Genomic DNA, 14791 nt, shown 5'->3' on the forward strand with positions numbered 1-14791 from the left:
ATCAAATGAAGGTTAACGATGGACGATTTGTCGCAACTAAATACTGAGCTTGGTACGATTTTTACGCAGCATTTATCCGCTATGAGTAGCCATATCACGCTAGAGCAAGTGAGCATACTTTGGCAGGATATCACCATGCGTTATAACGAGCCGCAGCGTGCTTATCATAGCTTGCAACATATTCAGCAGTTGTTTGGGCAGTTCGATCAGGTTAAAGATAATTTGCATAAGCCGCATATCATTGCGTTAGCACTGTTGTATCATGATGTGATATATGAGCCGATGCGCTCAGATAATGAGCTTAAAAGTGCAGAATATGCAGTAGAGTCATTAACTGGTTATTTAAATGCGGAGCAATGCCAACATATCTATGCGCTGATTATGATGACGGCTAGTCATCAAATTGACAAATGGTCAAACAAAGCTAAAGCGAGAGAAGAATACAGCGATGCCGCTTATTTACTAGATATGGACTTAAGTATTTTAGGGTCATCTTGGTCGGAGTATGAACACTATGCTCACGCTGTACGCCAAGAGTATGCGCATGTCTCAGATGACGATTATCGCGTCGGACGCATGGCCGTATTAAAAGAATTACTGGCACATCCAACGCTTTATCTGACAGATTATTACTATGCACGGTTAGAGAAGCAGGCTAGAAAAAATATTGAGCACGAAATTACGCTTTTACACGCATCTTAATAAACAGCTCACTGCCCTGCCGTGCAGGATGTGAATTATAGCTTGGCTCCATGACTTCAATATCAAAACGCTGCTCAAAACGCCGCTGATATTCAGCTTTTGTACCGCCGAACGGTGGCTCTTCTCGTCCAAAATCTTTATCAAAGAGCAAACCAATCAGCTTACCATTCGGTTTCAGTAACGCTGCCATCTGCTGCACATACTCATCACGGCGTGATGGATTTATCGCACAAAAAAACGTCTGCTCAAGCACCCAATCAAACTGATACTGCTCAGGCGATAACTCAAAAAAGTCGGCACAGATTAAATGCTCCACTGGAAAGTCAGGATAACGCTCAGCAAACGCTGCAATCGGCGCTGGGGCAAAATCAACCAAGGTGACATTGGTAAATCCTTGCTCATGTAAATAACCTACTTCGTAAGCATTGCCCGCACCCGGCACCAGAATCGCTTGCTCTTTGGCAGATTCGGGCAGTTGGTCAATATAGGCTTTGAGCGGTGGCGATACCTGTCCCATATCCCAGCCGATACTGTCTTGCTCATAACGCTGCTGCCAAAACTCCGCTTGATTGACGTTTTCCATATGACATCCCTGTAGACAAACTTATTATTTAAACGACACGATTTATATCGTTATGTCTAATCATATCAGGCTTATTAGAGCGTGTCTCATTTTAAAGATGGTGATGAAAATGAGGACATGCCTTACGATTATGGATATTATTTAGATAAATCATTTAATCTAATTTTCCCGTCTTCCCTGCCAGCATATTATGCCAGTTCTGATAATCTGGCATCGCATTCGCTACCGTCTGCCAAAACTCCGCACTATGATTGGCATGGTGTAAATGACACAGCTCATGGACGATGACGTATTCGGTGCACGCAATAGGATAAGCAGGCAGATACACAGATAACCAAATTCGGCGCGCACGCGTGTTACAACTGCCCCAGCGCGTATGCATTTTTTTTAGGCGTATCTCATTGGCTGTCGCACCGACAATCGGTTGCCACTTTGCAAATAATGCAGGTATCGCTTCAGAAAGATGTTGCCGATAATAGGCAAGTTTTTCATCATGGTTTAAAGTGAACGGTTGCTTTGTACCCCACAATAGCAAGGTACTATCAGCATTTGAAGCTTGCGCTAAAGGAAGTTGTTGCCGTTTATACTGCTCTAATACTTGCGGATGGTTTGCTATCGCCCATGACACGCGCTTCATCACAGCCTGCGCAGCTTGGGCTGGGCTAATAAATAGTGGTACAGATACCAGTAATTGATGTGGCTTTAAGCGAAAGTTGATATTTTTGACCCGCTTTTTGCTGATATGTAGCTCAATATCCGCTTGCGCCAAACGCTGTATAGATTCCTCTAGTAAAGATGACTGATATGCAGACGGCATATTCATACTCAAAGCGCTTGCAAGTGATTATCAAACGAAATCATATGGTATTGACTGTCTTTAACGATAGCTTCATTTGTAGTGACGATGTCTGAGTTTGCTATAGATAAATCATTGACCGTTAATCTGGTCAATTGACCTTGCCCATCACTAACGATAAAACCTGATCGCTCATAATGATTGGCTGTATTATTAGTACTTTGCCGCAAAAACACTGCTACACCCGCACAATCTGGCAGGCTAACATCATCAATCAATTTACGAGTATTTAAGTCATAAATCGCCGCACAACCGCCAATTGGCGTGGTCACACATAATAAGTTACGCTCACTATCAACCGCCACACTGGCGATATATTGATGAAAACGCTGCCATTGATCGTTTGGCATAATAAGAGGTTTAAAATCCGTATCACCGCGTTTATGGGTCAATACTAACGGCACATTGATATGTTTTTCACCTTGGAATTGAATTCCTATCATCACCGTTCCATCGCCATGCATGGCTAGGTGACGCACGCTCATTTGATTGTGCTCAGGCATAATCTGCTCAAGTAAAGCGCCAGTATGACGATTAAGGTAAACCAATGAAGGACGCATACTGTCTAAATTGAGCTCTTCACGTGACGCTTGCTCGGTTTTGATACCGCCGTTAGCGATCACTAATGTCTCGCTATCAGGATGCATAATCAGCTCGTGCGGACCGATACCATGCGAGTTGTACTCTGCTATTTTCTTATAATTCTCGTAAGCATCGTAGATACCGATTTTACCATCCAAATTTATGGTGTCATTCTCGGTCACATACAGCAACTTACCATCTAAACTATAACAAGCGTGTCCATAAAAATGACGGTTGTTTGCAGCGTTAATGGCGAATTTTACTTCTCCGGTTGCTGTGTCTAATACCCAAATTTTTTCGCTCGGACGGCGCCCCATCACCACGACATCTCTATTTCTACTATCGATAAATACATTTTTAATATCAGCGACAGGCTGAACGACAATATCGTGAACACGTTCAGGCATGGTCGTTTGCCAAACGATTTGTCGATCAGCGTCAATACCGACCACACCAAAATCATTGTCAACACGCTGCTCATCATTTGCTAATGCGCTATTTTTTGGCATAGAGGCGACACCGCTAACCCAACAAACGGGTCGCGTCAGTACGGTGGTGGTATGTGCCGCGCTAAAGTCAGCGACGCTATGATGGTTGGTATTCTTCCTATCATCTAGCGATAAATAATAAGCGTGTTGCCATGCAGTAGCGGCTTGCTGACAAGCGTAACTAAACCGTGCTAGCTGGGGTGTTGGTGTAGAGGTTAACGACTGCAACTGCGAACGTATGCCTACGACATAATCCTGCAAGCGGGCATCAGGCTGACGCTGCTTGCGATAACGATGATGAATACCGACAAGCGCTACGGTACCCATTATAGTAGAAAGCATCGTCAATGCTGATGTTACCAGCAGCTCATTATTAGACTGCTTATCTTCTGGCTGCGGCTGTGATTTTTTTGCTGTCTTAGTATCGATAGAGTGCATTTTTTAATCGCCATCAGTACTGTTAAAGCCCACACGGATACCCAGCGTCGGAATCAATTGGCGCTTAATAATACGTGTAATAGTCGTGAGGTGATCAAACAGCTCTTGTTGAGTCGCTTTATCGGCGGTCCCTAAGTCTTCTGGCATTTGCGCTAATAATGTAGTGGCATCAGCAAGCGCGGTCGATAAGTTATCCGCGACTTCATTTTCATTATTGCTGCCCAAAATAGCGGTCAAAACGGGATCCGTCATTACTTCATTCAATGTCGCCAATTTAGCATTGATAATGGCACGGCTTTGCTCTGCGGTAGCGGCTGGCAAATGACCTTTTGCCTTTCCTGTTAAGCCTAACGGTTGATCGATGGCATTAGACTTCATGGTCTCAACCAACGAGAGTAAAGAATTAAACCATTGATTCAACCCTTGATCGCTGTCAGCCGTTTTATCAATGGCTAATAGATTAGTGGCATTTTGCTGCCAGTTTTTCTCAATATCTTTTAGGCGCGTGCTCAAAGCACTGCTTGCACTAATAACATAAGCACATTGAGCAGCATCCAGACTGTCATTGGCATATAACGCTTCTTCTAATCCTGGCACCCCTTGCACGATGGCGCTCTCGTTAGCCAATTGCTCGGCAGTGAGCTTAGGATTGGCAGCGATTAGATCCGCAACGCCACTGTGTACCAGACCGCGCTCATCAGGATAGTAATTGATATATAAATTACTCATGCTGGCGGTCGCTGGACCAAAGTTAATCATCTCAGCGCCTGCCCATGCTCGTGCAAGCACTAGCCATTGATCGCGCAGTGCTTGCAGCTCATCACCGCTGACTGGTGCTTGCTGACAATGCTTTTGTGCCAAATCATGCAATAAATCACTCTGTTTTGCGGCATCCGCATAGGCTGGAATGACAATGTCATTTGCCACATGGGTCAAATAGGTCTTTTCAGTCTCGGCACTAATATCGACAGCGGTAATTTTATCTCCACTACTATCTTTTTCTGCTGCGCTTGTAGATGCCGCATTGTCTTGCGCAACTTTTTGGCTATCTACTTCTGGCGCTTTATTGTCATCAGCCGGTTTAACACAGCTGATCAGCAAGCCTGCGCTTAAGGCCGATAAGGCCATCGCTAAAGCATGGTTTATTTTCATAAATTTCTCAATATTATTATCAATAATGGTTTAAATTCTACTCTTTACAAGCTCTAGTCTCTAGTGTTTGATTGGGCGGATAACCTTATCAACACTTACTTTCTCAGTTATTACTCAGTCATTTAGCATAGATAAATGACCTTATCTCTATAATGACTGTAAGAACGCATTCAATTCAGAACGACCTTGTTTGTCGAGTTTGAGTACTTTTTGCTGTTGCTTCTGGGCTTCACCGCCGTGCCATAACACCGCTTCCATCAACGTACGGGCGCGACCATCATGCAAAAATGTCGCTTGTGGATCGACCGTTTGTGCCAGACCAATGCCCCATAAAGCAGGCGTACGCCATTCATAAGAATTGGCTAAAAACTCGACTTGGATATTTTTTGCGGGTAATTTTCCAGCAATCGTGCGATCGGCAAGATCATCACCCATGTCATGTAATAGCAAATCCGTATAAGGATAAATCACTTGTCCATGCTGCTCAAGATGGTCATCGTCGGTTTTTGGCAACTGATATCTTGGCGTATGGCAACTTTGGCAACCCATATCATAAAAGCGTTTTTTGCCCGCTAGCACTAGCGTATCGTCAGCATCACGCCGATGCGGTACTGCCAAATTGCGTGTATAAAACTCCACAAACTTAGCCACTTCATCATTGACTTCGACGGGCGGCTTGCCATTGCCTTGCTCATCAGCCCCAGTCGTCGCATTCATACAAGCCGTCTGTGTCGGCATACAGGATTCATGAGGACGTATATTTGAGGTCAAACCCATGTCTTCATTAAAAGCACTTTGGTTTTGAGTAATCAGCTTGGTTTGCCCAGCTTTCCAGCCAAAGCGTCCAAGAGCATGCTTGCCAGTCTGTGGATCCATGACCCAATTGAACTTGCCACTGATATCGCCATTCGTACTGTTTTTATTATCAACCGCTTGTTTTTTAATCGCTTCATCCGGTATTTGCTCAAGTAATCCAAGCCCAATCATCGGTAAAGCCACTCGCGGCGACACCATCAAATCATCATCAAATGCACCATAACCCGGTTTGGTTAAATTAAAGGTGGGCGCACGCAATGTTTCGATATGACCATCTGCAAAAGTAACAGGCTTATCTGTCCACTGCACCGCAATTCTGGCTTCAGCAGGCACACCTTGGATGCCTCGATCTTGTAGCTGACCACCATACATAGCATGAACGACTTTTTCGATAAGTGAGTTTTGCAGTTGCTGACGCTGCTCATCGGTGGTCGCTGGCATCGCAAGGCGAATAAGCAAGCTATCGGCATCGTCATCACTGGTCATAGGTGCATGACCGCGACCGTCCTTGACATGGCACGACTGACAGGCAGCAACATTGAACAATGCGCCCAGACCATCGCGGCTGTCAGTGCTGGCAGGGGCAATCACCCACGGCTGCCGAAAGAACGCATTACCAATAAAGAAATGCCCTTTTCGTGATGCCGTCAAGTTTGATGAAGGTTTAGAGTAACTCTCAGCGCTGCTAATACTGATTCCTGTATCACCACCTTGCTTGACCTCTTGCGGATCAAAGCTTGCCAATTGCTGCATTGGTATGCCAGCGAGCGTTTCGATGGTTTGGAGGCGTTCAGGTGTTAGCGTTGGGTTGTCAGCATTATTAATGGCAGATTTTTCGTTTTCAGAAATATCATCAGACACACTGTCCGTCGGCTGACAAGCACTAAGGGATAGCACACATAGAATACCAAGCGTTGGCTTTAACAGGGTGGTTTTGCTGACAAAAGACGCATAAAAAAAGGTAGGGGTTTTGGCTTTGAAAATATTTTTGGTGTTCATCGTGGTGTTCATAAAGAGTACCTTAGTTCTAATCTAGAACCATTAAAATCGCATGCTATAAAGTGTTTCACTTCTAGTCGATAAGGTACAGCGATGTACTGACCTATCAGGCTATTTTAATATGGTAAAAAAAACACGCTGCCAACGGTAGTCGACAACGTGTGTATTATACCTAAATTATTTTTCCATGAAAATAATTCTCATTAGCTTATAACGACTTGTCAGGCATTATCGATCAATGCTATGTCGGTCAATACTATGTCAATCACTGCTATGTCAATCACTGCTATGCTTGCTGTTAAGCAAGTAGATTAATGAGCAATTAAAACTGCGAACCTGCGTCAGCATCTAAATTGTCAATACCGACCGCTTTTGCCGCATTTTCGATACCAGCTGTCAGCTCTTGTAGGCTAGTGATACTATTTTCAATCCAGCTACGACGGGTATTTTGCTCTTCAGCTGAAATACCTTGTTTGCTTACTTGACCAGCGGTGGCAATCATTTGATCAACTTTGATGCCTTCTTTTTCACCTTTTTCAACAATCACATTAAAGGCGGCTTCTACCTTAGCAAAGTCAGTCGCCAATTTATCAGCCGCTTCTTTGTTGTTGGTATCGACGAGGTAGTTTTTAACACCATAACCACCAACGCTCTTACCAGCGACTGTCTTATAGTTGCCGTTAAAGACATTTTGGATACCACGGGCATTGTTGGCGTAGCTTAGATGGGTCAAATCACTGAAGCATTCATGCTCATCTTCAGTAGAGCCCGTTACAAACGCAACCTGTATACGCTCAGAAGCAAGCTCACCCAATGCTAAGCTGCCCATTTGATACATGATTTGGCGTAGACCATTATCGTATTTGCGAGCCATCAGGTCGCTACGTAAGGTATTCTCACTCTCAGGCTGCCACTCAGCTTCCATTGCAGTCAAATCATCAACCAATAATTGAGTCGCTGCTTTTAAGAATGCGCCACGACGCTCACATATACCAGCATCTTCATTGACCGTCTCACCACTGGTACATTGACCCGCTTCAGTTACATAGTCAGTCACTGGACGGTTGCCTGCACCTTCGCCAACACCGTTATTATCTTGTCCCCATAGCATAAACTCAATCGCATGGTAGCCGGTCGTCACATTCGCTTCACTGCCACCAATCTCATTCATTTCTGCTAACAGCTCAGGAGTGATAGTACTGGTATCTTGTTTGATACTACCGACCGTAATGCTATCGCTATTGATGATATTGTCTTGGCTATTGTATTCACCTTCATAGCCATCACTAACGTAATCAATCAGCGCCTCATCAAGTGGCCAAGCATTTACCTGTCCTTCCCAACCATCGATACTACCGAGGGCTCGTTTATCGTTGGCTGTCACAAAGCCTTCATCAAAACGGAAAATCTCAGTTTGCGAATACGGCTGGCGCGCGGCTTTATACGCCGCTTTTGCCGCATCAAGGTTTGCTTGGGTTGGTGTTGTCACATAGGTCTCTACTGCCGTTTGCAGGGCTTTAGCAGTATCTAGCGAATCTTTATAAGCCGCATGCGCCATGTTGGCATAGCTGATCATCAGTCTATCGGTATAAGCTTGATCAACCGCTGATAGTTTCGTCGTATCTGCAGCGGTTGTGTCTTGCACCGCTGTTTGCGTATCGGCGGTAGAGTCCGTTTCTTCCTTGGCTTGCTTGGTACAACCCGACACCATTAACAACCCTGCAAGCGCAGCAGCTAAAGTAGTTGGTAAAATCTTACGGCTCGTTACTGTGGTAATCGTCATACATATCCTCAAAAAGTATCGCAAAAGAAAAATGGGCTTTGAATAAAGAGCATTAGGGCATATCCTCATTTTAAATAATGCTGATAAAAATGACAGTCAAATGAGAAAAACAGCGCCCATAATATCAAGATATTGACCAGAAATTTGACAACATTAGACAAAATTTAGCTATTTTTAGTCCATCTATAAGGCAATCAAATGAACTGAGAACCTACCCTAGTATCGCCACAATAACAAAGCTTTGTAAATTATAGTGTTATTGATAATCATTATCAATATTTAATTAATATTAATATAACCATTTAGCTAACGATTGTTTTATAAATAAAAGTACCAAAAATATTTCAAATTGATTTAAAGCAAACGGAATCCTAATACCTAAAATCATTTTGAATTTGAAATCTAAATATCAGGCATAAAAAAAGGCCAGTTTATCACTGACCTTTTTCAACACTATAGTGACAGCTAAACCATCGTATGAATTAACGTACGTTGTTTGGCGCATTGATGGTTAATTCAACACGGCGGTTTTGCTGACGACCATACTCGGTACTGTTATCAGCAACTGGACGAGACTCACCATAAGCGACGACATTGATACGGCTAGAAGCCACACCGCGTGCGCTTAAATAGTTAGCTACTGCATAAGCACGATCGCGTGACAGTTTCATGTTATAAGCATCAGAACCTTTGCTATCAGTATGACCAGCAACCGTTATCGTGTTTTGATTATATTCATTTAGCGTTGATGCAAGCTTATCAAGCGTTGGTCTAAATGATGGGTTTAAAGACGCATCATCAAATGAGAACGTGATGTTGCCTGGCATTACTAGGTCAATATTACCGTTCGCATTTGGCGTAACGGTTACACCTGTACCAGCCATTTGCTGCTCAAGCTGCTTGGCTTGACGCTCCATGTAGTAACCAACACCAGCACCCAAAGCTGCGCCAATCGCGGCATCACGACCTGTGTTATCACCACCTGTTGCTTTTGAAATTGCGCCGCCGCCTAAAGCACCTGCCAATGTACCAATGGCAGTTTTGTTCAAGCGTTGTTGTCCAGTGTTTGGATCAGTAGCACAACCGCTAAGAGCTAGACCTGACGCTACTGCTGCAATCATTAATGTATTACGCATAATATTTCCTCTTAAGTTTAAAAAATTATAGACAAACAAAGTGTGCTTTTTATAAATATTTTCTGTTAATTCCATCTAAATGCTGAATATACACTCGTCATTATTATGGCAATTACAATCTAATCATGTGTAATATTTTGTCACACCTGTGTATGAGAAGTGCAGAATGATTTAATGAGGCTTTCACAATGATTGGATACGTTTGTGTTCTCACTTTTAACTACCCATTAGCGCAAGGTGTTATCACAAGTCACGTTTACACTCGTACACTCTGAACCGTTTCTGCTAAAATTGTGCAATAAAACTGGCAATGAATCATTTATATACTAATAAGACTGACCGAAAAGGATTTAGCATGCGATTGACATCCACTATTCGAAAAATACACGAACGCAACCCTAAATTAGGCAAAGCCGTTTCACTTGCGACAGCGACTGGGGTTATTGCAGCCAACAGCTTCGGTGGTAGTATTCCCTTATGGTTAATGGGTGTCGGCAAAGTCATCACTGGTGCTCCTATCGCAGACAAAGCGGTCATCAAAATCGCGACTTATTGGATAAGTAGCAACAGTGCCTTGATCGATGACATGTTGCCACGTAAAGATTGGCGCATCAGCTTACCCGATGACGTTCACATCAATGGCAAATATTTGCTGGTAAGTAATCATCAGTCTTGGGTCGATACCAGTATCGTGCAGTACATTAGTGAAAAACGCTTGCCATTGACACGGTTTTTTACCAAATTTGAACTGATTTACATTCCGATTGTGGGTCAAGCCTTTTACTTTTTAGACTTCCCAATGATGCGTCGGCATTCTAAAGAAGCCGTCGCTAAAAACCCTGCTCTACAAGGCAAAGACATCGAAGAAGCCAAACGCGCCTGTGCCCTGTTAAAAGACAAACCTTTTACTTTGTTAAATTACTTAGAAGGCACGCGTTTCACCAAAGCCAAACATGCAAAGCAACAGTCTCCTTATACTCATTTATTGAAGCCACGGGCAGGCGGCCTATCTTTAGCCATTAACGCGCTAGGCGAAGACATCGATGGCATACTAGATATGACCATCGTTTATCCTGATGGTGTGCCAAGTTATAGTGATTTGTGGAAAGGTAACATCAAGCGTTTGGGCGTCGATGTGCGTTATATTGAGATGCCTGATGCATTATTTAACGGTATTAAAAATGGTGGTTACGAAAATGATGACGCGGTAAAATCTCAAATGTTTGATTGGGTAGAGCAAATTTGGCAGCAAAAAGATCAGCGTATTACCGATATGTTGGCTGAGTTTGAAACAAACCCTAAAGCTCCGAATGCTTAGAGACATCGTTAATAGAGCAACGGCATACAACAGTGAATTACTTTAAGTCGTTTTAAAACTACGATTGAGCGCTGTTGTTTAAAATGCCGATTCGTAAATGCTGACTGTAAACCCCAACTCATAAATGATAATGCGTAATTATAATGAAAGATGGGTTGTTTTTTGGCTCTATTCATTGATAATGTGAATAGTCATGAGCCCATGACTTTTTGACCGTTAGTGACTTGATAGCCCTGTACTATTTGAGCCGCTTATTTTTCGTGCTATTTATCATTTATAAGGTTTGACTGTGCCCGCTTCCTCTTCTACTAGCCTGCCTCTAGACTCAGCGCCTGTATCCAATCAGCCGCCTAATAATACGCTGCCACCGCCAAACCGACCAACGCCAAATCGCTTAAAACTCACTTACGATATCGTGATGATTATTGCCATCAGTATCGATCTATTATTGATTAGTATTGATGCTATCTTGATGAGTAGCTTTAGTAGCAATGCCGCAGGATGGCTCAGTATTAGCGATGCTCTCAACTGGTATCAAAATACCTTACATGAGCCTTTACGTACCGCTGGTGGATTTTTCACCCTATTTTTGATCTTTGAGCTACTGCTACGTTGGGCGATTGCGATTAAACAAAACGTCTACTATCGCTGGTTCTTTTTTCCTTTTGTCCATTGGTATGAGGTATTGGGGTGCTTTCCGCAGCTGCGTGCCTTACGTTTATTCCGAGCGGTCATCATTGGGCGACGCTTATACCAGCTTGGTTACCAAGTGCTGCCGCAGCCATGGATCAATCGGATTAGGTTCTATATCGACTTATTATTAGAAGAGCTATCCGACCGCGTCATATTGACGACTATTCAAAACTTTCGGCAGCAACTGACCGATCCTAAAACGCATAAATCTTTTATTGAATCAACGATAACTCGTAATCGTAACGAGATTGAGGCAGCAGTGCTGTCGATACTGCGCACAGAGCTAGCACCAAAACTACAGGAGTTGACGGCAGCATCAGGTGGCGGCAGTATATTAGCCAGCGAGATGGGCAATGCTATTGAAGAGGGTTTGGCCAATACGCCTGAGCTGCGTCGCTACCTACGCATGATACCGATTGCCGGTAGCTTGATTGAATCACAGTTGCAACACGTCGGTCACAATATAGGCGAAAACGTTGTTTACGCACTGAATAAACGCCTTCTAGACCCTGAACGCCTCGATTCATTGATGGTAGCGATTGCCAACGGCATTGCCAGTATCGATACGGATAATACTGCGTTAGATACCTTGATTTCGAGTATCATTGATGACAGTTTGACAGAATTTGAAGCGCAGGTAAAAGTGCAGCAGTGGAAGCATCAAGAGATGCTTCATCTATAATCCATACTGCTAATAGCACGCCCTGCCTAAAAAACATTAGGCTTGGCAAGCAAATGAATGGTATGACTCGATAATAAAAACAACACCGTGAATACAGTGACAGAATTATCTCTTGAGGATTTATATATGACAGTTTCAGACAACGACAGCCAAGGCTCGAGCGCCGCGCCAGCATTACCAGCATTGGCATTTTATGGCAAGATGCTGACTTTTTCACGTTTGCAATTTAGCACAGATGATTTAGGTGCGATAGACGCCCAGCTTGCCACAACGCTTAGTAATAAATCTAGCAATATCCCTATCCTTATCGATAGCGAGGTTGAACAAGATCTCTCAGCATTGGTAGAGCTTTTATGGTCGTGGGGCTTACAGCCTATTGGCGTCGTGACTGGCACACTAGATGCGCAAGCCCGTGAACAGCGATTGGCCATCTTCCCTGCTGATGGCAAACGTATTGAGCGTATATTACCTAGCAAGAAAGCTGCAACTCAAGTAAGTAAAGCTCCCGATGATAAGCATACAGAATCAGCCAGTACCAATTCAACCAGTACCAATTCAGACATTAACGATGATACTGCAGACATCAGCGAGTCAAACACAGAAACAACGATAGCAAACGCCACAGCAGAGACACTGGTGAGCGCTGAGCATATTACCAGCCTAATTTACGATCAAATGCTACGCTCAGGACAAAGCCTGAATCACGTGGGCGGTGATTTAATTTTGACCAATAGTGTCAATAGCGGGGCGGAAGCGATTACCGATAACAGCTTGCACGTTTACGGTCGTGCCCAAGGGCGTTTGGTTGCTGGCGCTACCGGTGACAAAGATGCCCGTATTTTTTGTCAAGTTTTTAATCCTTCTTTGGTGTCAGTGGCGGGAACTTATTGCTTACGAGACAACTTACCTGAGCACGTGATTGACAAATCTGTACAAGTAAGATTTGTAGAAGGTGAAGGCTTAGTATTTACGGTAATGGATGACGCTTAAATCTTTTACCGTTAAGAGCAATAGATGCGTCCGTGATTTTTATAAATGTAGACAGGCTAAGCCGATTTTCATCATACATGACGCTTATCAAAAAACGTTTATTAGAAAATCTCAATAGTAGACGTTTAGACAGCGCACTTAATATTATAGTAAGTTTATTTAACAAAACTGTTCTATGATGAATCGCTAGCTCTGCCACTATCTACACTACTCGTCAGCGTCTATTTTATTATTCACAATAGGCAATATTGACCAGAAAATTCTAGGTAGCACCGCTTTGTGATCCATATATAAGCTGTTTTTCTGCTTTACTATGGACGTGCTATAAATTTTTGTTTATTTATGCTAGGCTACCTTCGCAGGTAGTGTATATATAGCATGTGAATAATGTGCAATTGCGCTATTTTTTTATATGAAAGATATCCCATTGATTCATAGGAGTGTGCCATTGTGGCGAAGATAGTTGTAATCACTTCAGGTAAAGGCGGTGTGGGCAAAACCACGACAAGTGCCTCTTTTGCCGCAGGTTTAGCATTGCGTGGCTATAAGACAGTCGTTATCGATTTTGATGTGGGTCTACGTAATCTAGACTTAATCATGGGTTGTGAAAACCGAATTGTTTATGATTTTGTTGATGTCATCACTGGTAGCGCACGCTTGTCGCAAGCACTGGTCAAAGACAAACAGCTTGAAAACTTGTATATCCTACCCGCCAGTCAAACGCGTGATAAAGACGCCCTGACAGACGAAGGGGTGGCAGAGGTTATGTCTGAGCTGTCTAAACAGTTCGACTATATTATCTGTGATTCACCAGCTGGTATTGAGCGCGGTGCACAACTCGCCATGTATCATGCTGATGAAGCGATCATCGTCACCAACCCTGAGATTTCCTCAGTGCGTGACTCAGACCGTATTATCGGTATCTTGCAAAGCCAGACCAAAAAGGTTGAAGAAAACCAAGGCTCTGTACGTGAGCATTTGATTATTACTCGTTATAATGCTGAGCGTGCAGCAGCCAACGAGATGATGGACATTGATACCATTTCAAATGATATCCTAAAAGTTCCGTTACTTGGGGTTGTTCCTGAAAGTCACTCAGTGCTTGAAGCATCTAACCATGGTGAGCCTGTCATTCATTATACCGATTCAGTTGCTGGTCAATGTTATGATGACATCGTCGCCCGCTTCTTAGGTGAAGAACGCCCACTACGTCATATTGACGTGAAGAAAAAGAGTCTATTACAGCGCTGGTTTGGAGGTCAATGATGACGAAGAAAAAAGGATTTTGGAGTAGCCTATTTGGTACTGACGACAGTGGTAGCGCAGGTAGCGCTAATATGGCTACTGAGCGTCTTAAGGTTATCGTTGCGAGCGAAAATCGCTTAAACAACCGCTTAACAGCTGATCGTATCGAAAAAATGAAACGTGAGATTTTAGAAGTGGTCAACAAATATGTTAATGGCGTACAGATTGATGATGTGAATATCAATCATCGTTCTGAGGACAGCCTAGACGTATTAGAGATGAATATCAGTCTACCTGAACACAAAAAATAAGCGCTGTCTTAGAAAAA

Annotated in this window: 13 protein-coding genes; 6 read left to right on the plus strand and 7 right to left on the minus strand. The window is 43.3% G+C overall.

The genetic code is table 11. The features are described 5' to 3' along the window. Positions 1–18 precede the first annotated feature (18 nt). A complete protein-coding gene (locus tag JMW64_RS11330) occupies positions 19–702 on the plus strand; it encodes an HD domain-containing protein (protein WP_201554754.1) in 684 nt (227 codons plus the stop codon). Here the strand turns inward: JMW64_RS11330 and JMW64_RS11335 are convergent. The 7 genes from JMW64_RS11335 to JMW64_RS14215 form a co-directional block, all read right to left on the minus strand. Then, positions 680–1285: a methyltransferase domain-containing protein gene (locus tag JMW64_RS11335; RefSeq protein WP_201554756.1), complete on the minus strand. Its 606-nt coding sequence runs from the start codon at positions 1283–1285 to the stop codon at positions 680–682. The genes JMW64_RS11330 and JMW64_RS11335 overlap by 23 nt on opposite strands. A gap of 154 nt (positions 1286–1439) precedes the next feature. Further along, positions 1440–2108, minus strand: coding sequence for a M48 family metallopeptidase (locus tag JMW64_RS11340; protein ID WP_201554758.1), 669 nt, complete (start codon positions 2106–2108; stop codon positions 1440–1442). Between the two features lie 2 nt (positions 2109–2110). Then, entirely contained in the window at positions 2111–3649 is a 1539-nt protein-coding gene (locus JMW64_RS11345; RefSeq protein WP_201554760.1) for a DUF1513 domain-containing protein, read from the minus strand. Between the two features lie 3 nt (positions 3650–3652). Next, a complete protein-coding gene (locus JMW64_RS11350) occupies positions 3653–4801 on the minus strand; it encodes an imelysin family protein (RefSeq protein ID WP_201554762.1) in 1149 nt (382 codons plus the stop codon). A gap of 147 nt (positions 4802–4948) precedes the next feature. Beyond that, a complete protein-coding gene (locus JMW64_RS11355; protein ID WP_227694195.1) occupies positions 4949–6628 on the minus strand; it encodes a di-heme oxidoreductase family protein in 1680 nt (559 codons plus the stop codon). 310 nt (positions 6629–6938) lie between these two features. Further along, a complete protein-coding gene (locus JMW64_RS11360; protein ID WP_201554764.1) occupies positions 6939–8399 on the minus strand; it encodes an imelysin family protein in 1461 nt (486 codons plus the stop codon). 482 nt (positions 8400–8881) lie between these two features. Beyond that, positions 8882–9535, minus strand: coding sequence for an OmpA family protein (locus JMW64_RS14215; protein WP_055124860.1), 654 nt, complete (start codon positions 9533–9535; stop codon positions 8882–8884). Positions 9536–9890: 355 nt separating this feature from the next. On the opposite strand from JMW64_RS14215, the gene JMW64_RS11370 reads away from it, so the two are divergent. From JMW64_RS11370 to minE, 5 genes are all read left to right on the plus strand, one after another. After that, positions 9891–10853, plus strand: coding sequence for an acyltransferase (locus tag JMW64_RS11370; RefSeq protein ID WP_201554766.1), 963 nt, complete (start codon positions 9891–9893; stop codon positions 10851–10853). A 313-nt stretch (positions 10854–11166) separates the two neighbouring features. Then, the gene (locus JMW64_RS11375; protein ID WP_372861429.1) at positions 11167–12228 is read left to right on the plus strand and encodes a hypothetical protein; all 1062 of its coding nucleotides are present in this window, start codon (positions 11167–11169) and stop codon (positions 12226–12228) included. A 126-nt stretch (positions 12229–12354) separates the two neighbouring features. Then, the gene (gene minC / locus JMW64_RS11380) at positions 12355–13218 is read left to right on the plus strand and encodes a septum site-determining protein MinC (RefSeq protein ID WP_201554768.1); all 864 of its coding nucleotides are present in this window, start codon (positions 12355–12357) and stop codon (positions 13216–13218) included. A 450-nt stretch (positions 13219–13668) separates the two neighbouring features. Continuing rightward, positions 13669–14484, plus strand: coding sequence for a septum site-determining protein MinD (gene minD / locus JMW64_RS11385; RefSeq protein WP_045444058.1), 816 nt, complete (start codon positions 13669–13671; stop codon positions 14482–14484). Further along, complete coding sequence (minE, locus tag JMW64_RS11390; RefSeq protein ID WP_055124765.1) at positions 14484–14774, plus strand: cell division topological specificity factor MinE; 291 nt, start codon at positions 14484–14486, stop codon at positions 14772–14774. The genes minD and minE overlap by 1 nt, the downstream gene beginning before the upstream one ends. Positions 14775–14791 lie beyond the last annotated feature (17 nt).

The organism is Psychrobacter immobilis, from assembly GCF_904846065.1.
GTDB lineage: Bacteria > Pseudomonadota > Gammaproteobacteria > Pseudomonadales > Moraxellaceae > Psychrobacter > Psychrobacter immobilis_H.

Coding starts and splice junctions, on each gene's coding strand:
- JMW64_RS11350 (WP_201554762.1), bottom strand. CDS start 4,801: ATGAAAATAAACCATGCTTTAGCGATGGCCTTATCGGCCTTAAGCGCA.
- JMW64_RS11335 (WP_201554756.1), bottom strand. CDS start 1,285: ATGGAAAACGTCAATCAAGCGGAGTTTTGGCAGCAGCGTTATGAGCAA.
- JMW64_RS11355 (WP_227694195.1), bottom strand. CDS start 6,628: ATGAACACCACGATGAACACCAAAAATATTTTCAAAGCCAAAACCCCT.
- JMW64_RS11340 (WP_201554758.1), bottom strand. CDS start 2,108: ATGAATATGCCGTCTGCATATCAGTCATCTTTACTAGAGGAATCTATA.
- JMW64_RS11360 (WP_201554764.1), bottom strand. CDS start 8,399: ATGACGATTACCACAGTAACGAGCCGTAAGATTTTACCAACTACTTTA.
- JMW64_RS11330 (WP_201554754.1), top strand. CDS start 19: ATGGACGATTTGTCGCAACTAAATACTGAGCTTGGTACGATTTTTACG.
- minE (WP_055124765.1), top strand. CDS start 14,484: ATGACGAAGAAAAAAGGATTTTGGAGTAGCCTATTTGGTACTGACGAC.
- JMW64_RS11370 (WP_201554766.1), top strand. CDS start 9,891: ATGCGATTGACATCCACTATTCGAAAAATACACGAACGCAACCCTAAA.
- minC (WP_201554768.1), top strand. CDS start 12,355: ATGACAGTTTCAGACAACGACAGCCAAGGCTCGAGCGCCGCGCCAGCA.
- JMW64_RS14215 (WP_055124860.1), bottom strand. CDS start 9,535: ATGCGTAATACATTAATGATTGCAGCAGTAGCGTCAGGTCTAGCTCTT.
- JMW64_RS11345 (WP_201554760.1), bottom strand. CDS start 3,649: ATGCACTCTATCGATACTAAGACAGCAAAAAAATCACAGCCGCAGCCA.